At 64.5% G+C, this 26,741-nt stretch carries 23 protein-coding genes; 9 read left to right on the forward strand and 14 right to left on the reverse strand.

The features are described from left to right. Positions 1 to 4: 4 nt before the first annotated feature. A complete protein-coding gene (locus EN850_RS09930) occupies positions 5 to 1,045 on the reverse strand; it encodes an ABC transporter substrate-binding protein (protein ID WP_136091145.1) in 1,041 nt (346 codons plus the stop codon). Between the two features lie 215 nt (positions 1,046 to 1,260). Between EN850_RS09930 and EN850_RS09935 the strand changes: the two genes are divergently transcribed. After that, a complete protein-coding gene (locus tag EN850_RS09935) occupies positions 1,261 to 1,962 on the forward strand; it encodes a GntR family transcriptional regulator (RefSeq protein ID WP_189591042.1) in 702 nt (233 codons plus the stop codon). 19 nt (positions 1,963 to 1,981) lie between these two features. Here the strand turns inward: EN850_RS09935 and EN850_RS09940 are convergent, their stop codons facing one another. The 7 genes from EN850_RS09940 to EN850_RS09970 all read right to left on the reverse strand — a co-directional run bounded on the left by EN850_RS09940 (position 1,982) and on the right by EN850_RS09970 (position 9,792). Next, positions 1,982 to 2,923 (reverse strand): alpha/beta hydrolase, encoded by a 942-nt coding sequence (locus EN850_RS09940; protein ID WP_136091146.1) that lies wholly within the window; start codon positions 2,921 to 2,923, stop codon positions 1,982 to 1,984. Positions 2,924 to 3,023: 100 nt separating this feature from the next. Beyond that, positions 3,024 to 3,806, reverse strand: coding sequence for a carnitinyl-CoA dehydratase (locus tag EN850_RS09945; RefSeq protein ID WP_135883888.1), 783 nt, complete (start codon positions 3,804 to 3,806; stop codon positions 3,024 to 3,026). Further along, entirely contained in the window at positions 3,799 to 5,877 is a 2,079-nt protein-coding gene (locus EN850_RS09950) for an acetate--CoA ligase family protein (protein ID WP_136091344.1), read from the reverse strand. The genes EN850_RS09945 and EN850_RS09950 overlap by 8 nt, the downstream gene beginning before the upstream one ends. Before the next feature lie 86 nt (positions 5,878 to 5,963). Next, on the reverse strand, positions 5,964 to 7,127 hold the full coding sequence (locus EN850_RS09955; protein ID WP_127277788.1) for an acyl-CoA dehydrogenase: 1,164 nt from the start codon (positions 7,125 to 7,127) through the stop codon (positions 5,964 to 5,966). A 4-nt stretch (positions 7,128 to 7,131) separates the two neighbouring features. Beyond that, a complete protein-coding gene (locus EN850_RS09960; protein WP_127277789.1) occupies positions 7,132 to 8,226 on the reverse strand; it encodes a carnitine 3-dehydrogenase in 1,095 nt (364 codons plus the stop codon). Further along, a complete protein-coding gene (locus EN850_RS09965; protein ID WP_136091147.1) occupies positions 8,223 to 8,852 on the reverse strand; it encodes an HD domain-containing protein in 630 nt (209 codons plus the stop codon). Before EN850_RS09965 ends, EN850_RS09960 begins: the two co-directional genes overlap by 4 nt. A gap of 22 nt (positions 8,853 to 8,874) precedes the next feature. After that, a complete protein-coding gene (locus EN850_RS09970) occupies positions 8,875 to 9,792 on the reverse strand; it encodes a 3-keto-5-aminohexanoate cleavage protein (RefSeq protein WP_091586279.1) in 918 nt (305 codons plus the stop codon). Between the two features lie 79 nt (positions 9,793 to 9,871). Between EN850_RS09970 and EN850_RS09975 the strand changes: the two genes are divergently transcribed. Next, positions 9,872 to 10,849, forward strand: a complete 978-nt coding sequence (locus EN850_RS09975) for a GlxA family transcriptional regulator (RefSeq protein WP_135862763.1) — start codon at positions 9,872 to 9,874, stop codon at positions 10,847 to 10,849. Between the two features lie 56 nt (positions 10,850 to 10,905). On the opposite strand, the gene EN850_RS09980 is transcribed toward EN850_RS09975, so the two are convergent. Beyond that, positions 10,906 to 11,115: a hypothetical protein gene (locus tag EN850_RS09980; protein WP_127279348.1), complete on the reverse strand. Its 210-nt coding sequence runs from the start codon at positions 11,113 to 11,115 to the stop codon at positions 10,906 to 10,908. A 208-nt stretch (positions 11,116 to 11,323) separates the two neighbouring features. Then, the gene (gene xylA, locus EN850_RS09985) at positions 11,324 to 12,649 is read right to left on the reverse strand and encodes a xylose isomerase (protein ID WP_136091148.1); all 1,326 of its coding nucleotides are present in this window, start codon (positions 12,647 to 12,649) and stop codon (positions 11,324 to 11,326) included. 112 nt (positions 12,650 to 12,761) lie between these two features. Between xylA and EN850_RS09990 the strand changes: the two genes are divergently transcribed. Continuing rightward, entirely contained in the window at positions 12,762 to 13,124 is a 363-nt protein-coding gene (locus EN850_RS09990) for a nuclear transport factor 2 family protein (protein ID WP_127279346.1), read from the forward strand. 263 nt (positions 13,125 to 13,387) lie between these two features. Here the strand turns inward: EN850_RS09990 and xylB are convergent, their stop codons facing one another. Next, positions 13,388 to 14,842 carry a xylulokinase gene (gene xylB, locus EN850_RS10000; RefSeq protein WP_136091149.1) on the reverse strand — a complete coding sequence of 485 codons (1,455 nt, stop codon included), beginning with the start codon at positions 14,840 to 14,842 and terminating at the stop codon, positions 13,388 to 13,390. An 80-nt stretch (positions 14,843 to 14,922) separates the two neighbouring features. After that, positions 14,923 to 16,248: a tetratricopeptide repeat protein gene (locus EN850_RS10005; protein ID WP_135883886.1), complete on the reverse strand. Its 1,326-nt coding sequence runs from the start codon at positions 16,246 to 16,248 to the stop codon at positions 14,923 to 14,925. Between the two features lie 227 nt (positions 16,249 to 16,475). Here EN850_RS10005 and EN850_RS10010 point away from each other — a divergent pair, with 227 nt between their 5' ends. Continuing rightward, positions 16,476 to 19,265 (forward strand): autotransporter outer membrane beta-barrel domain-containing protein, encoded by a 2,790-nt coding sequence (locus tag EN850_RS10010; protein ID WP_136091150.1) that lies wholly within the window; start codon positions 16,476 to 16,478, stop codon positions 19,263 to 19,265. A gap of 73 nt (positions 19,266 to 19,338) precedes the next feature. Here the strand turns inward: EN850_RS10010 and EN850_RS10015 are convergent, their stop codons facing one another. Next, positions 19,339 to 19,962, reverse strand: coding sequence for a LysE family translocator (locus EN850_RS10015; protein ID WP_127279471.1), 624 nt, complete (start codon positions 19,960 to 19,962; stop codon positions 19,339 to 19,341). A 110-nt stretch (positions 19,963 to 20,072) separates the two neighbouring features. On the opposite strand from EN850_RS10015, the gene EN850_RS36315 reads away from it, so the two are divergent. The 5 genes from EN850_RS36315 to EN850_RS10040 all read left to right on the forward strand — a co-directional run bounded on the left by EN850_RS36315 (position 20,073) and on the right by EN850_RS10040 (position 25,004). Beyond that, positions 20,073 to 20,222: a hypothetical protein gene (locus EN850_RS36315; RefSeq protein ID WP_167531394.1), complete on the forward strand. Its 150-nt coding sequence runs from the start codon at positions 20,073 to 20,075 to the stop codon at positions 20,220 to 20,222. Between the two features lie 250 nt (positions 20,223 to 20,472). Continuing rightward, complete coding sequence (locus EN850_RS10025; protein WP_127279473.1) at positions 20,473 to 21,240, forward strand: L,D-transpeptidase; 768 nt, start codon at positions 20,473 to 20,475, stop codon at positions 21,238 to 21,240. A gap of 92 nt (positions 21,241 to 21,332) precedes the next feature. Then, the gene (locus tag EN850_RS10030) at positions 21,333 to 22,499 is read left to right on the forward strand and encodes a diphosphate--fructose-6-phosphate 1-phosphotransferase (protein WP_135862746.1); all 1,167 of its coding nucleotides are present in this window, start codon (positions 21,333 to 21,335) and stop codon (positions 22,497 to 22,499) included. Between the two features lie 34 nt (positions 22,500 to 22,533). Further along, on the forward strand, positions 22,534 to 23,253 hold the full coding sequence (locus EN850_RS10035; RefSeq protein ID WP_127279475.1) for an MBL fold metallo-hydrolase: 720 nt from the start codon (positions 22,534 to 22,536) through the stop codon (positions 23,251 to 23,253). A gap of 188 nt (positions 23,254 to 23,441) precedes the next feature. Beyond that, positions 23,442 to 25,004, forward strand: coding sequence for a DegQ family serine endoprotease (locus EN850_RS10040; protein ID WP_136091151.1), 1,563 nt, complete (start codon positions 23,442 to 23,444; stop codon positions 25,002 to 25,004). A gap of 53 nt (positions 25,005 to 25,057) precedes the next feature. Here EN850_RS10040 and EN850_RS10045 read toward each other — a convergent pair whose 3' ends face one another. Continuing rightward, the gene (locus tag EN850_RS10045) at positions 25,058 to 26,650 is read right to left on the reverse strand and encodes a hypothetical protein (protein ID WP_127871186.1); all 1,593 of its coding nucleotides are present in this window, start codon (positions 26,648 to 26,650) and stop codon (positions 25,058 to 25,060) included. Between the last annotated feature and the right edge of the window lie 91 nt (positions 26,651 to 26,741).

The raw sequence follows: 26,741 nt of genomic DNA on the forward strand, positions 1-26,741 counted from the left end.
CGGCCTATTGCTGGATCAGATTGTTGAACTTCTCCGTCGCCTCGACAAGGTTGTCGCGCCAGAACTCGGCATCCTGCAGCACCTGCTTCTTGACGTTTTCGGGCGCCGAATTGATGTCCTTGATCCGCTCGGGCGGGATCTTGCCGGTCTCGAAGGCCTTCTCGTTGACCGGCCCATTGTCGACATAGAGCGGCAGATTGGCCTGCAATTGCGGGCTGACGAACATCGCCAGCGCTTTCATCGCCGCTTCCTTGTTCTTGGCGCCCTTGGGGATGACCATGCAGTCGGCGGTGAGCACGCCCTGGTCGAAGGAGAAGCTGACCGGCGCGCCTGCCTTCTTCAGGGTGCCGGCGCGTCCGTTCCAGATGCTCGCCATGTCGACTTCGCCGTCCTTCACCAGTTGCATGGCCTGGGCGCCGGAGGTCCACCAGGCATCGACATGGCCGCGGATCTTGTCGACCGATTTCAAGGCGCTATCGACATCGACCGGATAGACCTTGTCGATCGGCAGGCCCGAGGCGAGTGCGGCAACGCTCAGCGTCTCCGTCGCCTGGCTGCTGCTCAACGCGCGCCGTCCCGGGAATTTTTCCACGTTCCAGAAGTCGGCCCAGCTCTTCGGGCCCTTGTCGCCGAAGACATCGGTCCGGTAGATCAACACGACGGAGGTGTAGGAAATGCCGACCCAGTCGTCATGCACCAATTTCGGGTTGATGCCGCTCTTGTCGATAATGCCGTAATCCAGCTTTTCGAACAGGCCTTCCTTCGAGCCGCGCGCGCATTCGTCGGCGCCGAGCTCGGTGATGTCCCACTTCACTGCATTTCCGGTCACCTGCAGCCGCACGTCGTCGAGGCCGTTGGTGGTGTCTTCCTTGATGGTGATGCCGAGCGCATCGGCGGTCGGCTTGAAGAAGGCCTTGGTCTGCGCCTCCTGATAGGTGCCGCCCCACGAGGCGACGGTGATCGTGTCGGCGGCGACGGCGGGCACTGCGAACGCCGCCACGAGGCCCGCGATCGCCACAACGCTAACGTTTCTGATCCTGTTCATTTCGGTTCTCCGACCGGTGTTCCCATTTGTTTTTGATTTGGCATGCGATTTTGTATACAATTTAGAATGTAGCCGAGAGATCGATGTTGTCAACTGCGACAGGCACGATCAGTTCGACGCGATGGGACGATGCCGCAGGCGTGGCAAATTGCGCCGACTGCGATTACAAACGAGGCAATGTCCGGCTAAAGCGGCCGGAGAACTGGGAACGGAACTTGGCCAAGGAAACCAAAAACACGCTGCGCGACTCGGTCTATTCCGCGCTCAAGGCGATGATCGTGACCTGCCAGATCCCGCCGGGCTCGCGCGTCACAGAAAGCGACATCGCGGCGAAACTCAATGTCAGCCGCACGCCGGTGCGCGAAGCCTTCAACCGGCTGGAGCGCGACGGGCTGGTCACCGGCCGGCCGCGCCAGGGCTATGCCGTCACCGAGTTCGACATCAACATGTTCCGCGAGGCCTTCGACATCCGCGAACTGCTCGACGGCCATGCGACCGAACTCGCGGCCACCGCGGCGACCGACAAGGACAAGGCGCGGCTGCGCGCCATGCTGGCCGAATGCGAACGGCTGGCCGCCATCCCGGATCGCACCACGCGCGAGAAATTCCAGGAACTGGAAGTCGGCATCGACCTGCACCGTGTCATCGCCGAAATCAGCGGCAATGCGATGCTGCACGGCATGCTGTGCGGCATCCTCGACAAGTGCCAGCACTATGTCTGGACCGAACTGTTGTGGCTTGATGAATGGAAGATCGCCCGCGACGAGCATGCCGAGATCGTCGAGGCGATCTGCGCTGGCGATGTCAGCAGGGCCGGCGCCCTGGCGCGCGCCCATGTGCGGGGATCGCGCGAGAACGTGCTGCGCCTGCTGCAGGCGAAATCGGACTATCAGAGTTTCCTGGCCAAGGCCTCCTGAGCGGGGACGGCCCCTGCCCCTACCAGGTCCAGCCGCCCTTTCCGAGCGTCGCCACAGCGTCGACGATGCGGGTGAAGCTGGCGCGGGCGCGGCCGACGCTGTGCCGGGCCCTGAGATAGCCGTGCACCAGGCCGGGTTCCTCGAACCAGGTGGCGCGCCCGCCGGCCGCGACGATGCGGTCGCGATAAGCCTCGCCGTCGGATGACAAGGGGTCGCATTCGGCGGTGATCAGCACGGTCGGCGGCAAATTGGCGAAATCGGCATCGGCCAGCGGCGACAGCGTGATGTCGCCGGTTTGATCCACGCCCCCGGTGCGGATGTGCTTGTAGAATTCGAGATCGCGCACCGTCAGCATCGGCGCTTCGGCGTGCCTCACATAGGAGCCGCGCGAACGATCGCCGCCGAGACCGGGATAAATCAGCACCTGGCCGATCGGCTTTTTCACATGGCCACGCGTCGCGTGCGCAACGGCGGCGCAAAGGTTGCCGCCGGCGCTGTCGCCGCACAGCACGACCGGGCGGTCGTAGGTGCTGGCGGCCCATTCGAAGGCGCTCATCGCATCATCGAAGGCGGCCGGATGCAGATGCTCAGGCGCCAGCCGGTAATCGACCGAGACCACTTCATGGCCGGTGCGGCCGCAAAGCTCGGCGCAGACATCGTCATGACTGTCCAGCCCGCCGAGGATGAAACCACCACCATGGATGTAGACCACCATCGCCGCATCGTCCGGCATCGCGTTGCGGTAGATGCGGATCGGGACGTTTTGCGCGGGCGTGGCGACAACCGTGGTTTCGGCCGTCACGCCCTCGGGATAGCCGGCAAAGAACTCGCGGCACATCCGGTCATAGATCTCACGCTGCTGGGTGATCGTATAGTCGATCGTGTCGGGCGGATAATAGGAATTGGTCCGCTCGATGAAGGCCCAGGTCTCGGCATCGATGAGTTTTGCGTAGTCGGTCATGAAGGGAGACCGGACAGCAACGAATGCGCCCAGGGGCCGCCCTCTGGCCTAACGGGTCCGGCAGTGCAGAGGGGGGTGCCTGGTGCCATCATCTCCAGTGTCACTTCCCCTTCCACACAGGCTCGCGCTTTTCGGCGAAGGCACGGAAGCCTTCCATACCGTCCTCCGACCCATAGAGCGCGTCGACGGTCGGCAACTGCCGGCGCGTCACCTTGTTCATCGCATCCTGGAAAGTCAGCGATTCTGCCACCCGTGCCGTCTCCTTGATCGCGGCGAAGACCAGCGGCGGGCCGCTGGCGAGCAGGCGGGCGATCTCCCAGACGCGGTCCTCGAGCTTTTCCTTGGGCAGCACCTCGTTGACCAGGCCCCAGCGATGCGCCTCGGCGACATCCATCCAGCGGCCGGTGAGCAGAAGGTCCATGGCGACATGATAAGGGATGCGCTTCGGCAGCTTGATCGTCGCCGCGTCGGCCAGCGTGCCGGCACGGATTTCGGGCAGTGCGAAGGAGGAATGGTCCGAGGCGTAGATGAGGTCGCAGGACAGCGCCAGCTCGAAGCCGCCGCCGACCGCCATGCCGTTGACGCAGGCGATGACCGGCTTGTTCAGGTCACGCAGTTCCTGCAGGCCGGCAAAGCCGCCGACGCCATAGTCGCCGTCGACCGCGTCGCCGCTGGCCGCGGCCTTCAGGTCCCAACCGGCGCAGAAGAACTTGTCGCCCGCGGTCTTGACGATGGCGACCCGCAGGCCGGGATCGTCGCGGAATGCCTTGAAGGTCTCGCCCATCAGCCGCGAGGTTTTCAGGTCGATCGCATTGGCCTTGGGGCGGTCGAGCGTGACCTCGAGGATGGTGCCTTCGCGGCGAGTCGAAATGACGTCAGACATTCTTGTTCTCTCCCAGCACCAGCAGCGCGTCGGCGATCCAGGCGCCCTTGCCTTGCGTGCAGACGATCAGCGGATTGATGTCGAGTTCCTCGATCTCGCCGGCATTCTCCTGCACGAAACCGGCGATGCCAGCGATCGCGTCTATGGCGGCGGCGACATCGGCCTTCGGCCGGCCGCGATAGCCCTCGAGCAGCGGAAACAGTTTCAGCCCGCGCAGCGCGGCCTCGATGTCGTCGCGCGTCGCCGGCAGCATCAGCGTGACGCTGTCGCGCAGCAGTTCGACCAGCACGCCGCCGGTGCCCAGCGTCATGACGGCGCCGAACATCGGGTCGCGGGTGAAGCCGACGATCAGTTCGGCGACGCCGTCGCGCACCATGCGCTCGACATAGAGCCCGGTACCGAGCGGCAACAGGTCGTGCGCGGCCGTGCTGACCGATTCGGCGTCCTTGAGGTTGAGCCGGACAGCGCCGACCTCGGATTTGTGGGTGACCCCCAGCGCCTTCAGGGCAACGGGAAAGCCGAGCGCCATCGACGAGATCACCGCCTCGACCGCATTGCCGGCCCGCTCGCCCTTGGGCACGGAAAGCCCGGCCTTGATCAGCCGCGCCTTGGCTTCGGCTTCGTCAGGCGTAACGCGCGGCGCGTCGGATGCGCCGGCAGCTCTCGTATCCACCGGCTGCGCCTGCGGCTCGCGCCAGGCCCAGCCGATGAAGGCTGCCGCGCCTGCGGCGTCCATCGCCTCGGAAATGCCGAACAGCGGCACCATGCCCCGCGCCATCAGCTCGGCGGTGTATTCCTCGGGCAGGTTCTCCGGCAGCGAGGAAACAATGGCGCCATGCGCCTTGTTGGTCTTCAGCGCCGATTCGAAGGCGCGCAGCGTCGCCCACCAGTCGGTCACCGAGCAGCGGTCGGGGCGCGGGAAGTCGAGCACCAGCATGTTCAAGTCGAAGCCGCCCGACACCATGGCGGTGAAGGTGGCCGTCATCGCCGGCTCGTTGTTCCAGATGAAGGTATGGTAGTCCAACGGGTTGGCGACCGCGACCAGCGGCCCGAGCGTCGATTTGACATGGGCGCGATGGGCCTCTGTCAGCACCGGGAAGTTGACCCAGCGCCCTTCGGCGCTGTCGGCCATGACCGACGCCTCGCCGCCCGAACAGCTCATCGACGAGAGCTTGTAGCCAGGCAGCGGGCCGGTGATGTGCAGCAGCTTCAGCGCCTCGATGAAGGCGGGGATGGAATCGACACGCGCAATGCCAAGCCGCCTCAGGAAGGCGCCGGAAGCAGCGTCCGAGCCGGCCAGCGATGCGGTGTGCGAAACGGTTGCCTGCCGCGCCTGTTCGGACCGGCCGACCTTCATGGCGATGATCGGTTTCCTAAGCTCGCGCGCCCGTGCGGCCAGGCGCTCGAAGCCTGCTACCGAGTCGAAGGCCTCGATATGCAGGCCGAGCGACGTCACACGCTCATCCTCGATCAGGCCGAGCGCCATTTCCGACAGGCCGGTCTGCGCCTGGTTGCCGGCGGTCATCAGGAAGGCGATCGGCAGGCCGCGCTTCTGCATCGTCATGTTGATGGCGATGTTGGACGACTGGGTGATGATGGCGACGCCCTTGCCGCCCTCGTCCAGCCTGATGCCGCCATGTTGGTCGGGCCACAAAAGCGCGCCGTCGGCATAGTTGATCAGGCCGTAGCAGTTCGGCCCGATGATCGGCATCTGGCCGGCGGCCGCGACCAGTTCGGCCTGCAGCCGTTCGCCGTCGTCGTCATAAGCCTCGGTTTCGAGAAATCCGGCGGCAAAGCAGACGGCGCCGCCGGCGCCGCGCTCGGCCAGCGCCTTGACCACCTCGATGGTCAGATGCCGGTTGACGCCGACAAAGGCGGCATCCGGCGCGCCGGGCAGATCCGCGACCGAGCGGTAGGCCTTGCATCCGGCAACCTCGTCCTTGGTCGGGTGCACCGGCCAGATATCGCCGGCAAAGCCCATCTTGATCGATTGCGCCACGACGGCGGCGGCCTGCACGCCACCGAACACGGCAATCGATTTCGGGCGCAGGAGACGTTCGAGTTTATGCATGGTCATCTTTTCGTTTTGAGCGCGATCTCAGGACAAACGATCTCGTTTGCCCGACAAACCGAATCCCGGCTTTGCGCGATCATGCTCTAAGCGCCGAACGGGCGCAGCAACGCCCGCGAAATAATATGTCGCTGAATCTCCGAAGTGCCTTCCCAGATGCGCTCGACGCGGGCATCGCGCCAGATGCGCTCCAGCGGCAGGTCGTCCATCAACCCCATGCCGCCATGGATCTGGATTGCCTCGTCGGCGACAAAGGCGAGCATTTCGGTGGCCTTCAGCTTGGCCATGGCCATGTCCTGGTCGGTGACGGTGCCCTGATCGTACTTCCAGCCGGCTTCGAAGACCATCAGGTCGGCGGCCTTGAGTTCCGTCGCCATGTCGGCGAGCTTGAACGACACGCCCTGGAACTTGCCGATCTGCTGGCCGAACTGCTGGCGCTGCGCGGCGTATTCGACGGCATGGCCAAGCGCCCGCTCGGCACGGCCGAGACAGGTGGCGCCGACCTGCAGACGCGTGGCGCCGAGCCAGGAATTGGCGACGTCGAAGCCCTTGTGCACCTCGCCCAGAACCTGGGATGCCGGCAGCCGGCAATCGTCGAACTCCAAAATGGCGTTGGTGTAGCCGCGATGCGAGACGTTGCGATAGCCGTCGCGCACCGTGAAACCCTTGGTGCCCTTGTCGACGAAGAAGGCGGTGATCTTCTTGCGTTTGCCGCGCGCAGACTCCTCCTCGCCCGAGGCCATGAAGACGATGGCGAAATCGGCGAGATCGGCGTGCGAGATAAAGTGCTTGGTGCCGTTCAGCACCCAGTCGTCGCCATCCTGCACGGCTGATGCCTTCATGCCGCGCAGATCGGAGCCGGCGCCCGGCTCTGTCATTGCCAGGCAATCCCATTTCTCGCCGCGGATGCAGGGGAAAAGGTACTTTTCGCGCTGCTCCGGCGTGCCGGCGAGCAGAATGTTGGAAGGACGCGCCACGCAGGTCCAGTGCAGCGCGTAATTGGCCCGGCCGAGTTCCTTCTCGTAAAGCAGCCAGGTCACCGTATCGAGCCCCGCGCCGCCGACATCGGCCGGCATGTTGGCGGCATAGAGCCCGGCCTCGATCGCCTTGGCCTTGATCTCCTCGATCAGCTCGCGGCGCAGCACGCCGGTGCGCTCGACCTCGCGCTCATGCGGATAAAGCTCGTTCTCGACGAAGGCACGCGTCGTCTCGACAATGAGCTTTTGCTCTTCCGAAAGACCGAAATCCATGGTCTCAGCCCTTCTTCTTTTTCTTCGGCTTTTCGGCTTTCTTCACCGGCTTGGCGGCCTTGGCCTTTTCCGCCGCCTTTGAAGCCGCGGGCTTCTTCGCCGCCAGCTTGGCGAGCTGTTTGGTATAATCCTTGTGCAGCGCGCCGGCGCCCCAGCCCTTGCCCTTGTTCTGCTTCGACAGCGCGTCCATGATCGCGACCAGATTGTCGTCGCGGATCTTTTCCAGCTCGCGGATCGACAGGCCATGCGCCTGGTCGTCCGACTGGGTGGCGATCAGGTCGACCAGTTCGTCGTTGAACTCCGGCACGTCCATCAGCTTGGTCCACGGCCATTTCAGGCAGGGCCCGAACTGAGCCATGAAGTGGCGCATGCCGGCCTCGCCGCCGGCGACGCGGTAGACCTGGAACATGCCCATCTGCGCCCAGCGCAGGCCGAAACCATAGCGCATGATGTCGTCGAGTTCCTCGACGGTGCAGATGCCGTCCTTGATCAGCCACAGCGCTTCGCGCCAGGCGGCTTCGAGCAGGCGGTCGCCGACGAAGGCCTCGATCTCCTTGCGGATCACGACCGGCTTCATGCCGATCGAGGCATAGATTTCCTTGGCGACCTCGACCGCCTCGGGGAAGGTCTGGTCGCCGCCGACGATCTCGACTAGCGGCAGCAGGTAGACCGGGTTGAACGGATGGCCGACGACCAAGCGCTCCGGATGCTTCTTCATCGCCACCTGCATGTCGGTCGGCTTGATGCCCGAGGTCGAGGAGCCGACAATGGCGTTGGCCGGCGCATGCGCGTCGATCTCGGCCAGCACCCTGTGCTTGAGATCGAGCCGTTCCGGCACGCTTTCCTGGATGAAGTCCGCATCGGCGACCGCTTCGGCGATCGTCTTGGCGAAGGTCAGCTTGCCCTCCTTGGGCAGGCCGCCGGGCACCATCTGCTTATAGGCGCGGCGCGCGCCCTTCATCACTTCCGAAACCTTGCGCGAGGCTTCCGGATCGGGATCGAAAATGGAGACGTCGATGCCGTTCAAGAGCAGGCGCGCGACCCAGCCGGCGCCGATGACACCGCCGCCAATGGCGGCCGCCTTGTTGATGATGCTCATTGAGAGGCTCCGGTTCTTGTCCTGGCGGTTTCGGGATCGGTGAGGGGCACGCGCTCGCCGGCGCGGATGACCGACGGGTCGTAGGCCTTGCGGGCGAAGACTTCGAGCACGAACGGCCGGAAGAATTCGATCGGCAGCGTCTCATAATCGGGGTCGAAGCTCGACTGGTCCCAGCGCTCGCAAAACGCATCGCAATCGTCGAAATAGGCATGGCCGGCGAAGCGGTCGCGCGCATGGCGATTGCCGCCGAGATGATGGGCGTAATAGAGGCGCTGGAAGTCGCCGTGTTTCTCCACCACCCAGGTGCATTGCTCGCGCACAAACGGCTTCAGGATCGAAGCGGCGTATTCGTCGTGATTGTAGGGCGCGTAGATGTCGCCGATGTCGTGCAGCAGCGCGCAGGCGATCCAGTCGGTGTCGGCGCCGTCGCGCCAGGCCCGTGTCGCCGCCTGCAGCGAATGGCCGAGCCGGGTGATCTTGTAGCCGGACAGGCCTTCGTCGAGCTGGACCAGCGCGTCGAGCAGCCGCTCGCCGGTCCTGGCCGCATAGTCGATTTCATGGGCGGTCAGGAACTCGTAGTCTTGCCTGTCGCCATCCTTCATCGCGGTGAATTTGACGGTAGCCATAGCGACCCTCCCTGCGAATAATTTATGCCGCTATCGGCGCTCGCTTGGTCAGGTTGAGCTTCTTGCGCACTTCTTCGGGGCCAAGAATTCTGGCGCCGAGATTGGTGACGATGGAGGCGGCGCGCTCGACCAGTTGCGCATTGGTCGCCAGCACGCCCTTGTCGAGCCAGAGATTGTCTTCCAGGCCGACGCGGACATTGCCGCCGGCGAGCACTGCCGCCGCCGCATAGGCCATCTGGTTGCGGCCGATGGCGAAAGCCGACCAGTTCCAGGTCGACGGCACGTTGTTGACCATCGCCATGAAGGTGTTGAGGTCGTCGGGCGCGCCCCACGGCACGCCCATGCAAAGCTGCACCAGCGCGTCGGGGTTGAGCACCTTTTCCTCGACCAGTTGCTTGGCGAACCAGAGATGCCCGGTGTCGAAGGCCTCGATTTCCGGCTTGACGCCGAGCGCCGTCATCATGCCGCCCATGGCACGCAGCATGCCGGGCGTGTTGGTCATGACATAGTCGGCTTCGGCGAAATTCATGGTGCCGCAGTCCAGCGTGCAGATTTCCGGCAGGCACTGGCGCACATGTTCCATGCGGTTGGTGGCGCCGCCCATGTCGGTGCCCTTTTCGTTGAGCGGCAACGGCGCTTCCGGCGAGCCGAACACCATGTCGCCGCCCATGCCGGCGGTCAGGTTCAGGATGACGTCGACGTCAGCCGCGCGGATACGCTCGGTCACCTCGCGATAGAGATGCACGTCGCGCCTGGGCTTGCCGGTTTCGGGGTCGCGCACATGGCAATGGACGATGGCCGCACCCGCCTTGGCCGCATCGATGGCCGAGTCGGCGATCTGCTTGGGCGAGCGCGGCACATGCGGGCTGCGGTCCTGCGAGCCGCCGGAACCGGTCACGGCACAGGTAATGAAAACCTCACGGTTCATCGCGAGCGGCATCGAAACTCTCCTCCCATTCGAAACAGCCACTAGCATCGCTCGCCTTGATCCAAGCTGCTTTGCGTTTTACGAAGGCGATATGATCAAAAGCGAAAAATCTGTCTTTCGCGCCGAACGCGAGACCCTCAAGGTGACGTTCCTGGTGTTTTCCGGGTCGTCGATCATGTGCGTCGCCTCGGCCGTCGACCCGCTGCGCGCCGCCAACCGCATCTCCGGCGAGACCCTGTTCGATTTCAAGCTGGTCTCGGTCACCGGCGAGGCTCCGGTCACCACCTGCGGCCTGCCGGTGGCGGTGAGCGGGCGTTTCGACGCGGCGGAGCCGACCGACGTTCTCGTCGTCGTCGCCGGTTTCGGCACGCAGAATTACGCGACGTCGGGTCTGCTTTCAGGTTTGCGGAGGGCGGCGCGAGCGGCCCGCGCGTGCGGCGGGGTCGAGGCCGGCACCTGGCTGGTGGCGCGTGCCGGCTTGCTGGAAGGGCGCAGCGCTACCACCCATTGGGAGGACATGGAGGATTTTTCCTCGGCCTTCCCTGGCGTCGACGTCCGTCCGGACCGCTATGTCATCGACGGGCCGGTGTTCACCTCGGGCGGCGCGTCGCCGACTTTCGACCTGATGCTGCATCTCATTCGCACGCGCCTCGGCATGGCCGTGGCGCTCGATGTCGCCAGCGTCTTCATCTACGACCAGGCCCGGGCCGCGACCGATGCCCAGCCGTTGGTCTCGCTCGGCCGGCTCGACGGCTATGATCCGCGCCTGGCGCAGGCCATCCGGCTGATGGAATCGCATGTCGATCAGCCGTTGACCGTCGAGGCGGTCGCCAAACGCGCCGGGGTGACGGCGCGGACCCTGGAAAGCATCTTTCGCAAGTCGATCGGCGAGACGCCGGGCGCCTATTATCTCAGGCTGCGGCTGGGCGCCGCGCGCCGGCTCGTGGTCGACACGCGGATCGCCATGGCGGATATTGCCGGGCGGACGGGGTTCTCGTCGGCCGCGGCTTTTTCCAGGGCATTTTCAAGAGCTTTCGGCGAAGCCCCTGTCAGGCTTCGCCGGGGTTGATTGAGGCCGGGGTTGATTCGGGCCGGAGTTGATTCGGCCAGGGTTGATTTGGGAAGTCAGGCAGCATTCCGGCGGTCGCTGCCGCCGTCGATCTGCGAGCGCATCTGCCGCGCGAGATGGGTCTCGAAGCGGCTGGCAACGGCGCGGTCCCATTCATTGGTGCTGCGTGCGCCCTGTTTTGGATGCGGCATTGCCATCAGCCGGTCAATGATCGATCCGGCTTCGCCAGGTGAGAGCAGGGCGTCGATTTCACGTTCGTTCTGCATATCGGTTCGCCTCCTTCTTCCTCTCCCGCCACGAGCGATACCTATACGAGATTCGTGACGGCAGTTTGAAGGCAAGAGCGAGGTCATTGAGAGGCGGCAAGGGGCAAAACCTTGTCGTCGGTTTCAGCATGGCGCGCAAAATGTTTCCGCGCGCCAAGCTTTCGAATCGCATAGTGCGCCGGCTTGGATTGCCGACGGCCACGCAGCGTCAGACGTAGCGGTTGACGATGTTTTCGAGCAGTTCCTGGCGGCCGGAACGCGGCTGCGGCTCGATCTTCTTCTTCACCACGCGTTCGGCGATCTCTTCCAGCGTCCGCTTGCCCGACAGCATCGCCTTGGCCTCGGCGCTGTTCCAGCCGGCGTAGCGTTCGGCGAGCGGGCCCGACAATGCCTTGTCCTCGACCATGCGGGCCGCCGCCTTGAGGCCGCGCGCGCAAGAATCCATGCCGCCGATGTGGCCGATCAGGAGGTCCTGCGGGTCGAGCGACTGGCGGCGCAGCTTGGCGTCGAAATTGGTGCCGCCGGTCTTGAAGCCGCCGGCCTGAAGGACCTGGTAGTAGGCGAGCGCCATCTCCGGCACGTTGTTGGGGAACTGGTCGGTATCCCAGCCCGACTGGTAGTCGTTGCGGTTCATGTCGATCGAGCCGAAGACGCCGAGCGCATTGGCCAGGGCCAGTTCGTGCTCGAAGGAATGGCCGGCCAGGATGGCGTGGCCCTGCTCGATGTTGAGCTTGACCTCCTTCTCCAGGCCGAAGCGCTTGAGGAAGCCGTAAACGGTCGCGACGTCGTAGTCATATTGGTGCTTTGTCGGCTCCTGTGGCTTCGGCTCGATCAGGATCGTGCCCTTGAAGCCGATCTTGTGCTTGTAGTCGACCACGAGGTTCAGGAACCGGCCGGCCTGTTCCTGCTCGCGGGCAAGGTCGGTGTTGAGCAGGGTCTCGTAGCCCTCGCGCCCGCCCCATAGCACGTAGTTCTCGCCCTTCAGCCGCTTGGTGACGTCGATGCAGCTCTTCACCGTCGCAGCCGCGTAGGCGAACACATCCGGATCGGGATTGGTCGCGGCACCGGACATGAAGCGGCGGTTGGAGAACAGGTTCGCCGTGCCCCAGAGCAGCTTGACGCCGGTCTGCTTCATCTTTCCGGCGAAATAATCGGCGATTTCATCGAGCCGGGCAGCACTTTCGGAGAAATCCTTGCCCTCGGGCCGCACATCGGCATCGTGGAAGCAGAAATAGGGTGCGCCGAGCAGCGAGAACATCTCGAAGGCGACGTCCGCTTTCAGTTTCGCCAGTTCCATCGTGTCGACGCCGCCGGCCTTGGGGAACCAGGGACGGTCGAAGGTCTGGCCGCCGAACGGGTCGCCGCCCGGCCAGGCGAAGGAATGCCAGTAGGCGACGGCAAAGCGCAGATGGTCTTCCAGACGCTTGCCGGCCACCACTTCGTCGGGGTTGTAGAAACGATAGGCCAGCCGATTGGTCGAATCCGGTCCCTCATATTTGATCTTCTGGATGTCGCCGAAAAAGCCGCTGCTCATGTTCACTTCCTCTCCAAGATAGTTTTGCCTGATTACCTCAGGCGTAATTGGTTTCACGCCGGTGCTGGTCGAAAACGGTCATGTCAAAACCGTCAAACGAAGGAGACAGATCATGACCGACCTCAACACGATCGCCCAAAACTACATCACCGCCTGGAACGAGAGCGATGCCGGCCGCCGGGCAGCCTTGCTCAAGGCTGTTTTCACCGAAGACATCAGCTATCGCGATCCGCTCATGCAGGGCGACGGCCATGAAGGCGTCGCGGCGCTGATCGACGGCGTGCAGCAGCGCTTTGCCGGCTTCCGCTTCTCTCTGAAGGGGACTCCGGACGGCTTTGCCGACAAGATCAGGTTTTCGTGGAATCTCGGGCCGGAAGGGGTCCCGTCCGTTATCGAAGGCACTGACATCGGCGTCATCGAGGACGGTCGCCTGAAAAGCGTGACCGGCTTCCTCGACAAGGTGCCGGCGCAGTGAGGTCACCTCGTCAAGACGTGGTGGAGAATACCAATCGCCAAAGTCGGTGCTGCCCCTCATCGCCCTGCCGGGCACTTCTCCCCGTATAGTGACGGGGAGAAGGGGGCTGGCCGCAACCTTGGCGCCTTCGTCACTACGCTGGTGATTGGCGAAACCGGTGACGGGAGCGCCCCTCTCCCCGTCCCTATGCGGGGAGAGGATGCCGGCAGGCAGGTGAGGGGCAGCGCCGGCGCCCTGATAAAGAGGGTGGGACACGCCCCAACTCACGCGGTTACAGCCCTGATCACCGGGTAAAGCGCCCGGTAGCGGTGATAGGCATCGGCATAGGCGCCGCCGAGCGCCGCATCCGGTTCGATCGTGGCGTCTGTCTTCGGCGCCGTGCAGACACTGAGCGGATCCGCCCCCGTCGCTGCGATCAGTCCGAGCCTCGCAGCCCCAAACGCGGCGCCGAAATCGCCGTCGGCGGGGATGTCGACCGGAAGCTGCAGCGCGGTGGCGATGGCCTTCAGCCAGTAGCGCGAGCGCGAGCCGCCGCCGATCGCCGTCACCCGCGTCAAGGTGGTGCCGGCTGTCTTCAACGCTTCGAGGCTGTCGCGGAAGGCGAAGGCGACGCCTTCGAGCACGGCCTGGGTCAGCACGGCGCGGCCCGATTCATGCGCGAGGCCGGTGAAGGAACCGCGAATGGCGGAATCATTGTGTGGCGTGCGCTCGCCCGAAAGATAGGGCAGGAAGGACACGCCGGTCGGCGCTTTCAGCGTCTCGCCGAGTTCCGACGTCAACTCGCCTGCGCCCCTGCCCGTGATCTCCGACAGCCAGTTGAGCGAATCGGTCGCCGACAGGATGACGCCCATCTGGTGCCAGGTGTTGGGCAACGCATGGCAGAAGGTATGCACCGCGCTTGCCGGATTGGGCAGATAGGCGGCGTTGGCGGCAAACAGCACACCCGACGTGCCGAGCGAGACAAAGGCGTGGCCGGCGCGGACCGCGCCCATGCCGCAGGCGGAAGCCGCGTTGTCGCCGGCGCCGCCAGCCACCGGAATGCCGGCCGCGATACCCCATTGCGAGGCGAGTTCGGCGCGCAGCCCGCCAGCCTTCGCGGTGCCCTCGACCAGCGCCGGCATATGGCTCTCGTCGAGCGATGTCGCCGCGAGCAGGTCCGCCGACCAGCGGCGCTTGCCGACATCGAGCCAGGACGTACCGGCTGCATCAGACATTTCGGAAATGTGTTCCCCGGTCAGCCAAAGCCGCAGGAAGTCCTTGGGCAAAAGCACCTTTGCCACCTTGGCGAAGACAGCGGGCTCGTTGTTCTTCACCCAGGCCAGCTTCGGCGCGGTGAAGCCGGGAAAGACGATGTTGCCGGTGAGCGCGCGGAAGCGTGGATCGGCGTCGAGCGCGGCCGCCTCGTTATGGCTGCGCGTGTCATTCCAGAGGATGCAGGGACGCAGCACCTGATCGGCCGCGTCGAGCAAGGTCGCGCCATGCATCTGGCCCGACAGGCCGATGCCCTTAACCGCCGCGAACTGCCCGGGATGCGACGCCTTCAGTTCGGCGATCGCGTCTTGGCAGGCGCGTATCCAGTGCAGCGGATCCTGCTCGGACCAGCCGGGATGCGGGCGCGAAACGTCAAGCGTGCCATGGCCGGAGCCGATGACGCCCTGTCCGGCATCGATCAGCAGCGCCTTGACGCCCGATGTCCCCAGGTCGAGGCCGAGATACATGGTTTCCTCCCACGTTCTTATTTTTTTCGGATTCCGAAAAATATGCTTCAGCCAGTTTTTAAGGCAAGATCCGCTCCGGGTCAATTCTCTGACAAATCCGCGGCGCGTCTCGAAAACAGCGCCGACAGCGGACTGTCCGGGCGTACCATCGAGCGCTCCATCGTCAGCACCTTGGCGAGCGCGCCGTCGCCGGCGCGCAGGGCGGCCTCGATCAGCGTGAGATCGATGACGTCGCGCTGCGCGTGGCTGCCGCCAAAGCGATGGGCGATTGCCCGGATGGGCCGGATCAATCGGATGGTCTCGGCGTAATTGCCCTCCCCGAACGCCTTGATCGCAAGCGTCAGGGGGTGCCCCACATCCCGCGTGAAAGCGGCATTGTCCGCATCGCCCCGCATCGCCTCGCGCTGGGCCTCGAGCAAGGTCCGGGCCGGGGCGTCGAGCCCGGCGCCGACAAAGGCCATCATCGCATGGGCGTCGTTGAACGCGTAATTGCCGGAGGCGGCCCTGGGCACCCAATTGGCAGCCAGCGCCGCCCAGCGGTCGCCGACATCGACGTCACCGAGATGAAGCCGCCACAGGATTGCCGATGCATCGACCATGTTGAGCGCCAGCGTCGATCTGGCGCCGTAGATCGGTCCGTCATAGAGCGCCAGCACCTCGCCGGTCTCGCCGAGATCGTAGTGGAACAGCGCCAGGTGCCACCAATTGTGCACTTGGAGGAAGCTCTCCTTGGTCCAGGCATCGGGATCGGCACGCATCCAGGCAATGCCGTCCCTTTGCCGGCTTTGCATCTCCATCACATGCGCCACCGCATGTTGCGCCCAGCCGTCGCGCGGTTCGATCTCGACCGCTCTGCGACCCAGCCTTTCGGCCTGTGCGTATTCAGCCATCTCTTCGAGCCCGAAGGCCTGCATGCCGAGGATGGCGTGGTAACCCCGCATGTCCGCCTGCCATGACGGCAGGGCGCGGGCGATGCGGTCGCGCAGCATGCGGGCGTTGCCGGTGAAGAAATCGACCTGGTGTCCGACCTGGAGCGCCACGGCATCGAGCGGGAAATCGATCGCTATGTCCTGAAGGATGCCGGAAGCCTGATGCCAGCGGCCGTTGGCGAGGTGGCCGAGGGCCGAGACATGCGCCCGTTCGCGCGTTGTCGCGGCAAGCGGCAGCGCCGCCTCGTGGCAGGTCCTGGCCACGGCCGTAGCTTCCGGCTCGGTGGCAAGGCCGAAGAGATAGCCCTTGAAGACATGCGCCATGACGAAACCGGGGTCCTGCGCGATGGCGCGATCGACGGAGTTGACCGGATCGCCGATGAAACACTGCAATTCGCGCACGGCCTGGCCGTAGAGCGCGAATCCGGCTTCCGTCGCGCCCGAAACTGCCAAGCCGAATGTGTCTTTGATTGGCATGCGAGAGTCCTTGGTCAGACCCGGATGAGCATGATGCCCCTCGGTCCAACATCATCTTAAAGCATGGGCGAAGGCGATGCCATTTCACGGGCACATCTGCGCCATGTCAGTTATTTTTGCAGTTCATCAACCATGAGAGGCAGATTAGGCTTTGTAAAACTGGACGAATTGTGGCTTCAATGCGGCGCGGGTAAGGGGCTTGAAATCGCGATCTGAGAGGGGACGCGATGCGGCACTTTGAAATACAGCCTCCGAACAGCGGTTCGGAGCACATCGGCGAGGCTATTTCTTTGACGCGGCGAAGGCCTAGGCGAATCAATCCTGGGTTTATTAGCTTGCTTGCAACTACAGCGCTTATGTTGCTGCCTGGCTCCGCGGCCTTCGCGGCATGCGTGCTGGTTCCGTCTCCGGGAAATGACACCTTCACTTGCGATAGTAGCGATTCGAGCGGCAGCCTCAACGATACCAGCGGCAACAACACGCTGACCTTCCCTGCCGGCGGTACCGGCCAGGTGAGCGGCAATGTCACATTCGGCGCCGGCACGGACCGCATCGACATGCAGTCCGGCACCATCACCGGCGTGGTCGATCAGGGCGACGGCACCGATTTCTTCACCATCGGCGGCGGCACGGTCGCCGGCAATGTCCAGCAGGGCGCCGGCATCGACGACTTCAGCATGAGCGGCGGCCAGGTCGGTTCGCTGAACCAGGGCGACGGGCTGGACACCTTCACCATGACGGGCGGCCGCATCGTCGATTTCTTCGACGATGGGGACCGTGCCGTGATGACCGGCGGCCGCATCGGCCGCGTCAACATGAAGCTCGACAAGAACTATTTCAACATGTCGGGCGGCATCATCGACCGCAACCTCGTCACCGGCTTCGATCAGGACACCATCATTCTCTCCGGTGGCACGATCGGCGGCAACATCAGCGTCAGCGGCGGCAACGACAGCGTGACGATCACAGGCGGCACGGTGGGCGGCGATGTGCTGATGAGCTTCGGCGCGGACAATTTCGTCTGGAACGGCGGCGGCATCATCTATGGCTCGGTCGACCTCGGCGCCGACAACGATACCGCCAAACTCAGCAATCTCACCAACGCCTATCTCGGCGGAGCCGATGCGCTGAATGGCGGCCTCGGCACCGATGCGCTTACCTTCGACAACGTCAAGCTGGAAGGCATCGCCAGGGTCCAGAACTGGGAAACCATAGACGCCACCAACGATACCCAGTTGATCCTCGACGGCAATCTCGTACTGGGCGACAGCGGCACGGGCACCGGAAGGCTCAGCGTCGACCAGGCAAGCACGCTCTATGGCGGCGGTGGCTTCAACAGTTCCATCCAGGCCTTCACCTCGGGCCAACTGGCCGATGTGGTCAATGCCGGCCGCATCGACCTGACCAACGGCGGCACCGGTGCTTCCGATCGCCTGACCATATCGGGCAATTATGTCGGCATGGGCGGGCTGCTCCTCCTCCAGACCGAGCTTGGCGACGACAGCTCCGCTTCCGACCGGCTGGTGCTGTCCGGCGGCACGGCCTCCGGCTCGACCGGCATCGCCGTGGTCAATGTCGGCGGCGCCGGGGCGCAGACCACGTCCGACGGCATCATGCTCGTCCAGGCGGTCAACGGCGCCACGTCGAGCGCAAGCGCCTTTGCCCTCGATGCGCCGGTCGCCGCCGGCGCCTTCGAATATTATCTCTTCAAGGGCGGCGTCAGCGCCGGCAGCGCGGAGAACTGGTATCTGCGTTCGACGCTGAACACACCGGCAACACCGGCCGCCGGGCCGTCGGCGCTCGAACCGACGCCGCAACCAGAGCCGGAGCCGCCGCAGGCCGAGCCGCCGCCGCCGCCGTCCGAGTTGCCGCCGGTGCCGGTGCCGACCGATGGCGACATCAACAATCCGCCGGTCGATTCGACACCGCCGGTGCAGGCGAGCGACCCCGAACCCGAGGCGCCGCCGCCACCGCCGCCAGCGCCGCCGGCTGATCCACCACCGCCACCACCGGTGGTGCCGACCGCCGTTCCGGACCTGCCGACGCCGGCTGCCGGCGAGACGATCCTGCTCTACCGCATCGAGGTGCCCACCTATTCGGCCTTGCCGCCGGTGGCCGAGCACCTTGCGATGACGACGCTCGGCACCTTCCACGAGCGGCGCGGCGAACAGAGTCTGTTGTCCAACGCCGAGCTGTCGCCTGTCTGGGGCCGCATCTACGGCCAGGACGCCAAAATGGGCTGGTCGGGAACGGTGTCGCCGTCTTTCGACGGCACCTTGTTCGGCCTGCAGGCGGGCTTCGACGTCTTCGGCCGCGAAACCGCTTCGGGCGGCTTCGATCGCGCCGGCCTCTTCGTCGCCTATGCCAGCATGAAGGGTGACGTGCGCGGCCAGGCTCTGGGGCAGAATGATCTGTCCGTGGGCGGGCTCGATGTCAGCGGCACCAGCGTCGGCGGCTACTGGACCCGCATCGGCCAGGGCGGCTGGTACCTCGACGGGGTGCTCATCGCCACCTTCTTCGGCGGCGACGCGACGTCGTCGCGCGACGTTGGCATCGACATTGGCGGAACGGGTGTCACCGCCTCGCTGGAGGGCGGCTATCCCATAGCGCTGGCGCAGGGCTGGACGCTGGAACCACAGGCGCAACTGATCTGGCAGCATCTGTCGCTCGACGATACCAAGGACCGTTTCTCGTCGGTCTCATTCGATAGCGACGGCAGCGTCACCGGCCGGCTGGGCGCTCGGCTGCAGGGCGAAGCCTCTGTCAACGGCATAGCGCTGCAGCCCTATCTCAAGGCCAATATCTGGCATGATTTCGGCGGCACCGACCGTGTCAGCTTCGACACCACCGACATCTCGACCGAGGGCAGGTCGACCTCGTTCGAGTTCGGCGGCGGTATCGTCGCCAAGGTGACGGACAAGGTCAGCATCTTCGCCACCGGCGATTACACCACCAACCTCGACGGCGACAAACGCCGCATCCTCGAGGGCAATCTGGGCTTCAGCGTCAAATGGTGAAGCAAGCTGTGCTGATGTTCAGCTAGTGCCAGCCTGACCTGAATCTCAACACGCCTTGGCCGCGCCTGCTTTCTCAATTGCCGGACCGCATCGCCACCGTGGCGATGCCGGCGCCGACCAGCAGCGTGCCGCCGGTGCGGTTGAAGATGCGGATCGCCCTGGGATTGCGCACCACGTTGCGGGCGCGTGCCGCGATCAGCGCGTAACCGAAGGCGTTGGCGAAGGCGAGCGCCAGGAAGGTCGTCTCGAAAACCAGCATCTGCGTCCAGAAACTGGCATGCCGGTCGAGAAACTGCGGCAGGAACGCAACGAAGAAGGTGATGCTCTTCGGGTTGAGCGCGGTGACCAGCCAGGCATGCGCCATCATCTTGGCCGACGACACCGCGTCGGTGCGCGGTTCGGCCCTCAGCGTGCCGCCGGCGCGGAACAGTTTCACGCCGAGATAGATCAGATAGCCGGCGCCGATCAGCTTCAGGATGGTGAAAACACCAGCGGAAGCCGCCAGCAGCGCGCCGATGCCCAGCATCGACAAGGTCATGGCGGTGAAGTCGCCGAGCGCCACGCCGACGGCCATCGGCAAAGCGGTGCGCCAGCCCTGGCCCAGCGCATAGGACACGACCAGAAGGATGGTCGGACCCGGGATGACAAGGAGGATGGTCGACGCGGCAGCGAAGGCGGCCCAGTTTTCGAAGGACATGCTCGTCTCCTTTGAGCTCAAAGAAGAGGATAAATCCTTGGGTCCCGAAAAATGTAAAGGGCCGAATCTTTGTTTTTTGCGCATTCCGGTCGGGCAACCGGTACGACCTTATGGACTACGACATCAATTGCGCCAGCGGCAGCCCGGTGTCAGTTCGCGCCGCCCAGCGTGCTCACGATATCGGCCAGGCTGACATTGGCACCGAGAACCGTGGCGGCCGCGACAATGGCAGCGGCAAAAAGCTTGATGTCGGTTTTTAACGTCTTGCACATGGAGGCCCCTCGCTGATCATCGGGAGAGGTAGGAAACACCAGCGCCGGGATTGTGACCTGACAGGGGTGATTTTGTGCCTGACACTGGATGACGGTCGCCGGGAGGGCGGAACGGCGTTTCCGGCAATGCGCAAACGCAAGCAGCGCAAGGCATTCACGCTTTATCAACCATGAATGATGAAAATGCCCGCTATCCGGCCGGACCGTGCTTCCCGCCGACAGCGTAGGGTTTGGGTATATGCGTGAGTTGCCGCAAGGTCCGACGCCGCCGCGAAACGGCGACGCAATCGAAACCGATCTTCTCCTCTCCCGCCGCGCCGTCCTGTCCGGGGCGGGCGCCTTGGCGCTGCTCGGCGTCGCCGGCTGCTCGACTTCGGGTGGCGGCGGCCTGCCGGCGCTCCAGCTCGACGATACGGTCACCGGGTCGGTGCCGATCCGGCCCTCGATCAGCGTCGACAAGAACATCACCAGCGCCGACGTCATGTATGCCGCGCTGACCGACAACGGCTTCAACGTGCCCGAGGTGCCCTATCTCAAGGTGAAGCCGGAATTCCGCCGCCAGATCGTCGTCGACACGACAGGCGAGGCGCCCGGCACGATCGTCGTGCATCTCAAGGAGCGCATGCTCTATCTCGTCCAGCCGGGTGGCGACGCCATCCGCTACGGCGTCGGCATCGGCAAGGACGGTTTCCGCTGGTCCGGCCGGGCCAACATCCAGTACGGCCGCGAATGGCCGACCTGGACGCCGCCGCCCGAAATGATCCAGCGCAAGCCGGAACTGGTGAAGTGGCAGGGCGGCCAGCCCGGCGGCCTCACCAATCCGCTTGGCGCCCGCGCGCTCTACATCTACCAGGATGGCAAGGACACCGGCTACCGCATCCACGGCTCGCCCGAATGGTGGAGCATCGGCCAGGCGATGTCGTCGGGCTGCGTGCGCCTGATCAACCAGGACATCATCGACCTCTACAGCCGGGTATCGAAGAAAAACCCCGTCGTCGTCATGTGATCGTGGCCACGTTTTGCGGCCGCCAGACTCTTCCGTTGCGCGAGGCGAGAAGACAGGCCAAGGTGCCTTGAAAACCTCGGGAGACGTCAGGAATGGCCGGAACTTTTGTTATCGCGCAGGGCGGCGGCCCTACCGCCGTCATCAACCAGACGGTGGTGGGCGCCACTCTGGAGATCCGCAAGCGCCATCCCGGCGCCAAGGTGCTGGGCTCGATCCACGGCGTGCGCGGCATTCGTGACGGCAACTATGTCGACCTTTCGGCCATTCCCGAGGACCGGCTGCGGCTGATTGCCGGAACGCCGAGCGCGGCACTGGGCTCGACGCGCGACAAGCCGGATGCTGCCTATTGCGAGGTCATCCTGAAGGGCCTGCAGAAGGCGGGCGCCGACGCCTTCATCTATATTGGCGGCAACGACACCTCGGGCACGCAGCAGATCCTGACCGATGCCGCCGGCGGCAAGATCGCTTTCGTCCATGCGCCGAAAACCATCGACAACGATCTCGAGGAAAACGACCATACGCCGGGCTTCATCTCGGCGGCCGAATTCGTCGCCGGCGCCTTCCTGTCGGTCGACCTCGATTTTCGCGCGCTGCCCGGCATCTATGTCGGCATCGTCATGGGCCGGCATGCCGGCTTCCTGACCGCGGCCGCCGCGGCCTGGCAGCTCGACCCCGACAGCGGCCCGCATCTCGTCTACGCGCCGGAGCGGCCGTTCTCCGCCGCAGGCTTCATCGAGGACGTGCGCGCCACGCTCGACCGCCACAAGCGCTGTATCGTCGCCGTGTCGGAAGGCGTCAGCACCGCCGACGGCAAGGCGCTGGTCGAAAGCCTGGTGCCGGCGGACAAGCTCGAACGCGACCAGCACGGCAACGTCAAATTGTCGGGCAGCGACCTGCCTGCGGCGCTCGAACGGGCATTGGCCGAAGGGCTGCCGGGCAAGCGCGCCCGCGTCGACGCACTCGGCTACATGCCGCGCGGCTATGTCGGCGCCATCAGCGCGGTCGACGCGCAGGAGGCCTTCGATGCCGGCGCCTTCGCCGTCGGCGTCGCCGAACAGGGCGGCGGCTCGGTCGCGCTGCAGTATGATGGCAGCAAAATAGTGCTGAAGAAGGTGCCGCTGAAGAACGTCGCCGGCAAGACCCGGCACATGCCCGACGATTTCATGAAGTCCGACGCCAACCAACTGTCCGAGACCGGCATGGCCTATCTCAAGCGGCTGGTGCCGGAAAAATACAAGGTCGGAAAACCGTTCGTCTGATCTTGGGCTTGGAATTAATGCCTGGTCCCGCCTGATGGAAAACTGGTTCAGCAAGCGCATCGTCGACGACAGGACGATGATGCTGACCGAGCCGTTCGTCCACGACTATGTGCGCGCCAACATCTGGCATTTCACCGGTCGCGACGCCGACCTTCTGGTCGACACCGGCATGGGCATCTGTCCGCTGGCGCCGCAGATAGAGACGCCCGCAGGCAAGCCGCTTCTGGTCGTCGCCACCCATATCCACCTCGACCATGTCGGCTCGCTGCACGAATTTCCGCTGCGGGCCGGGCCAAGGATGAGCGCGGCGCAATTCGAGAGCATGGATGAGGCCGCGACCTACGCCTACATGTTTCACGATCTCGAGGGCGCGGTTTCGAAGCTGCCCGAGCCGGGTTGGAAGTCGGCGGATTACAAGATCCCATCGGCGCCGCTGACGCGGACCCTTGATGAGGGCGACGTGGTCGACCTCGGCGACCGGCAATTTCGCGTGCTGCACCTTCCCGGCCACTCGCCGGATTCGATCGCGCTGTTCGACGAGGCCGATGGCCTGTTCTTTAGTGGCGACGCCATCTATGACGACACGCTGATCGACGATCTGCCGGATTCCGACAGGGGCGCTTATGCCAGCACGATGCGGCGCCTGCTCGACCTGCCGATCCGCATCGGCCATGGCGGCCACGGCCCGAGTTTCGACGGCAAGCGCATGCGTGAAATCGCGTCGGCCTATCTGCGATCCGTAAGCGCGCTCTGAATTAAATCTTCGTAAGGTCGGGCAAAAACCCTAATTCAGGCCATTCGGGTCCCTAGATACCTCATGTCGATCCGGCCGGCCGCCATGTACGGCGAGACAGGCCATCCCGGCCGTCGACACGCTGACGGGCGCCTTCTCCCAAGAGCCGCCCGCGGCGCCGGATCAACCCTCGCCCGGACAGAACGACCATGTCACCTCCTGGTATTCTTCGTAGGCATCGCGTCGCCGCCCTGCTGGGCGCCGCGCTGATCATCTCCCCCGCCGTCGTCTCCTTCGCTCAAAATGCCGGCAGTGGCGGCTTGACCAACATCGTTGCGACGACGCAGACCCCTGTCGCAGGGATAACGGCTCCGAACGGATCGTTCGCGCCCATCGTGGCTTCGACCAAGCCCGCTGTCGTCACGGTCACGACAGTCATGAAGGCGCAACCGGATGCCATGAGCGAAGGTTCGCCTGAGAGTTCGCCCTTTGGCGGCAATTCGCCCTTCGACGACTATTTCCGCCAGTTCTTCGGCGATCAGGGCATGCCTGGTCCAAAGACGCCTCCGCAGCAACAGCAGTCGCAGCGCGCCGAGGCGCTCGGTTCGGGCTTCATCGTCAGCGCCGACGGCACCATCGTCACCAACAACCACGTCGTCGACGGCGCCTCCTCGATCAAGGTCACGCTCGACGACGGCACGGAGCTTCCGGCCAAGCTGGTCGGTCACGACGCCAAGAACGATCTCGCGGTGCTGAAGATCAAGGCCGGCAAGTCGCTGCCGACCGTGAAATGGGGCGACTCCGACAAGCTCATGACAGGCGACCAGGTGTTGGCGATCGGCAATCCGTTCGGCATCGGCACCACGGTCACGGCCGGCATTGTCTCGGCGCGTGGCCGTGACCTGCACAGCGGGCCGTTCGACGATTTCATTCAAATCGACGCGCCGATCAATCACGGCAATTCCGGCGGCCCGCTGGTGGATGTCAGCGGCAATGTCGTCGGCATCAACACGGCGATCTATTCGCCGAATGGCGGCAGCGTCGGTGTCGGCTTCGCCATTCCGTCGGACCAAGCAGAGAAGGTGGTTGCCAAGCTGATGAAGGGTGGCGACATCGAATACGGCTATCTCGGCGTCGAGATCCAGCCGGTCACCCCGGACGTGGCCAGCGCCATCGGGCTCGACCATCCCGCCGGCGCCTTGGTCTCGCAGGTCAATGACGGCTCGCCCGCGGCCAGGGCCGGTGTCGAGACCGGCGATGTCATCACCAGCTTCGCCGGACAGGACGTCAAGGATCCCAAGGATCTGTCGCGGGCCGTCGCCGACGTCGCGCCGGGTGCCAGGAAGACACTGGATGTCTGGCGCAAGGGCAAGGCCATGCGGATTTCCGTCGATGTCGGCCGCAACAGCGACGATGTGAAAACGGCATCGACCGGCGATTCCAGCGCGCCGGGGACAGAACAGGGCTCCCGCGCGCCGGCCATCGGCCTCGGCCTGATGGACATCACGCCCGACATCCGCCAGCAGATGAACCTGGCCGACAACGAGCGCGGCGCGGTGGTCGCCACCGTCAACCCGGACAAGGCCGCGGCCACCGCCGGCATCCAGCCCGGCGACATCATCGTCGCCGTCAACCAGGCGCCGGTGAAGAACGCCAGGCAGGTCACGCAAGCCATCGCGCAGGCCGGCAAGTCAGGCCGCAAGTCGGTGCTGCTGCTGGTCGAACGCGAGGGCAGCCAGATCTATGTCGCCGTCCCGTTCGCCAATGGCTGAACCGTGATCCCGCATTTCGCTCGTAGCAGGTTCGACGAACCTGCTACGAGCTGCTAGCGCGCGGCTGTATCGGCGCGGATGAGCACTGTCACCGAACCATTCTGGAGCAGCAAGCGGTAGCCCCGCAGCGCTTCTGCGACCGCGGGGTTGTCGCGAAGTGGCCTCGGCGGAGGGGGGTTGTCCGCGATCTTCAGCAATACCGGGGCACTGGGTACCGCCGTCCCATCGTCAAGGACGATGTCCGGCCGTTTGGTGGTCACTTCCTTCGCAATATCGAGAATGTATGTGTCCCGCAGTGCTTGCAGTTCCTTCCGTGTGACCGGATCCCTCCCCGCCTCGATCAGCAGCCCGGAATCCCTGACCATCCACGCGGAGGGGTGACGACCGACAAGGCGGCCACCGACCGCCCGCACGAGTGGGTTGCCGACCTGCAGCCGAGAGCCGATCGACATGACGGTGGGGCGATCGACGGCGATGGCGATGGCGGCTGTAGCCGCGTCCAGATCGCCGCGAGGCTGCAACAGCGCTGAGACCTGTCCCTGAAGGGCGATCAGTATCAAGAGAAGCAGGCCGAGCGCGGTTCCGGTCCTGGCCAAGATGGTCAGGTCCCGCCACGGCGGCCGCCGGACAAATTGGAGCAGGAACGCCAAGGCGCCAAATGTCAGGAACGGCAGCGCCTGATAGGTCCAACCCTTGCCCATCATGAGGAAAGCGGGGACATAAGCTGTCCCGGCCAGAAGCAGTATTTTCGCATCGCGATGAATACGGTCGGGGCGAGCCATTGCGAGCGTGGTCGCCGCCATTGCCAGGAACGCTTCGATCGGCCAGAGCGTCAACATATCAACGACCGGCGCGCGCATCGGCAGATAGACCTGACGCAGCAACGGCAAGACATCGGTGAAGAAGGGGCGCATGAAGACTGCGACCGCAGTCAGATAGATGACGGTCAAGATGCCGCCGACGATATTCTCCGTCGTCCAAAGCGGACGCAATGAGCGTCGTTGCAGCGCAACCACCAAGGCCGGCACCGCCAGCGCCAGCACACTGTAAGGAGGCTTGATCATGACGAAGACAGCGGCGCCTACACCCGCAACGATCTGCTCGGCAGCGCTGCCGGCGTGGAAGTCCACTCTGTGATCGCGCACCGAGAACAGAGCCAGCCATGGCAGCAAGGCAATGACGGAAATCTGCTCGCGTTGGCCGAAATCCAGCGGCAGCAGGAACAGCACGCAAAACACCGCGACCGGAGCGAGCCGGGCGTATCGCTTGAGCGATTCATCGGCCTGGATGAGAATGCGGGCCGAAAACCAGATTGAAGCAACCGCCAGCGCCGCCAGTCCAACGCTCAGCCAGAGTTCCGCCGCGAGCCCGGTCAGCCGCTCCATGACAAGGAAGGGCAGATAGAGCCAGGTTGAAAACGGCGGGTTGGCCTCGGCAATATCAACGTAAAGGCGTTCGCCATTGAGGACGCGGTCGCCGACCGTCAGCAGCCAGGAGACGTCGACATTGACCGGTAGAAGAAGCGAGGTGATGGTCGCATAGGCGACGATCAGCAACGTTGCAGCGGCCGGAGCACCGAGACGAGACGCGGCCTGGCTGGAATTCAAGCTTGCCGGCTTGCCCGGGGCAATGAGCGGCGCATCCATGCCAACGGCCTTCACCACAACAGCTGATATGGCGGAGTTCTAGCAACCAATCGGTTAAGGGCGTTCTAATCGGACGCCAGTCGCATCGAAA

Source organism: Mesorhizobium sp. M8A.F.Ca.ET.207.01.1.1 (assembly GCF_004794715.1).
In the GTDB taxonomy this organism is placed as follows: Bacteria; Pseudomonadota; Alphaproteobacteria; order Rhizobiales; family Rhizobiaceae; genus Mesorhizobium.

Coding starts and splice junctions, on each gene's coding strand:
- EN850_RS09930 (WP_136091145.1), bottom strand. CDS start 1,045: ATGAACAGGATCAGAAACGTTAGCGTTGTGGCGATCGCGGGCCTCGTG.
- EN850_RS09940 (WP_136091146.1), bottom strand. CDS start 2,923: ATGACCGACTACGCAAAACTCATCGATGCCGAGACCTGGGCCTTCATC.
- EN850_RS09945 (WP_135883888.1), bottom strand. CDS start 3,806: ATGTCTGACGTCATTTCGACTCGCCGCGAAGGCACCATCCTCGAGGTC.
- EN850_RS09950 (WP_136091344.1), bottom strand. CDS start 5,877: ATGCATAAACTCGAACGTCTCCTGCGCCCGAAATCGATTGCCGTGTTC.
- EN850_RS09955 (WP_127277788.1), bottom strand. CDS start 7,127: ATGGATTTCGGTCTTTCGGAAGAGCAAAAGCTCATTGTCGAGACGACG.
- EN850_RS09960 (WP_127277789.1), bottom strand. CDS start 8,226: ATGAGCATCATCAACAAGGCGGCCGCCATTGGCGGCGGTGTCATCGGC.
- EN850_RS09965 (WP_136091147.1), bottom strand. CDS start 8,852: ATGGCTACCGTCAAATTCACCGCGATGAAGGATGGCGACAGGCAAGAC.
- EN850_RS09970 (WP_091586279.1), bottom strand. CDS start 9,792: ATGCCGCTCGCGATGAACCGTGAGGTTTTCATTACCTGTGCCGTGACC.
- EN850_RS09975 (WP_135862763.1), top strand. CDS start 9,872: ATGATCAAAAGCGAAAAATCTGTCTTTCGCGCCGAACGCGAGACCCTC.
- EN850_RS09980 (WP_127279348.1), bottom strand. CDS start 11,115: ATGCAGAACGAACGTGAAATCGACGCCCTGCTCTCACCTGGCGAAGCC.
- xylA (WP_136091148.1), bottom strand. CDS start 12,649: ATGAGCAGCGGCTTTTTCGGCGACATCCAGAAGATCAAATATGAGGGA.
- EN850_RS09990 (WP_127279346.1), top strand. CDS start 12,762: ATGACCGACCTCAACACGATCGCCCAAAACTACATCACCGCCTGGAAC.
- xylB (WP_136091149.1), bottom strand. CDS start 14,842: ATGTATCTCGGCCTCGACCTGGGGACATCGGGCGTCAAGGCGCTGCTG.
- EN850_RS10005 (WP_135883886.1), bottom strand. CDS start 16,248: ATGCCAATCAAAGACACATTCGGCTTGGCAGTTTCGGGCGCGACGGAA.
- EN850_RS10010 (WP_136091150.1), top strand. CDS start 16,476: ATGCGGCACTTTGAAATACAGCCTCCGAACAGCGGTTCGGAGCACATC.
- EN850_RS10015 (WP_127279471.1), bottom strand. CDS start 19,962: ATGTCCTTCGAAAACTGGGCCGCCTTCGCTGCCGCGTCGACCATCCTC.
- EN850_RS36315 (WP_167531394.1), top strand. CDS start 20,073: ATGGACTACGACATCAATTGCGCCAGCGGCAGCCCGGTGTCAGTTCGC.
- EN850_RS10025 (WP_127279473.1), top strand. CDS start 20,473: ATGCGTGAGTTGCCGCAAGGTCCGACGCCGCCGCGAAACGGCGACGCA.
- EN850_RS10030 (WP_135862746.1), top strand. CDS start 21,333: ATGGCCGGAACTTTTGTTATCGCGCAGGGCGGCGGCCCTACCGCCGTC.
- EN850_RS10035 (WP_127279475.1), top strand. CDS start 22,534: ATGGAAAACTGGTTCAGCAAGCGCATCGTCGACGACAGGACGATGATG.
- EN850_RS10040 (WP_136091151.1), top strand. CDS start 23,442: ATGTCACCTCCTGGTATTCTTCGTAGGCATCGCGTCGCCGCCCTGCTG.
- EN850_RS10045 (WP_127871186.1), bottom strand. CDS start 26,650: ATGGATGCGCCGCTCATTGCCCCGGGCAAGCCGGCAAGCTTGAATTCC.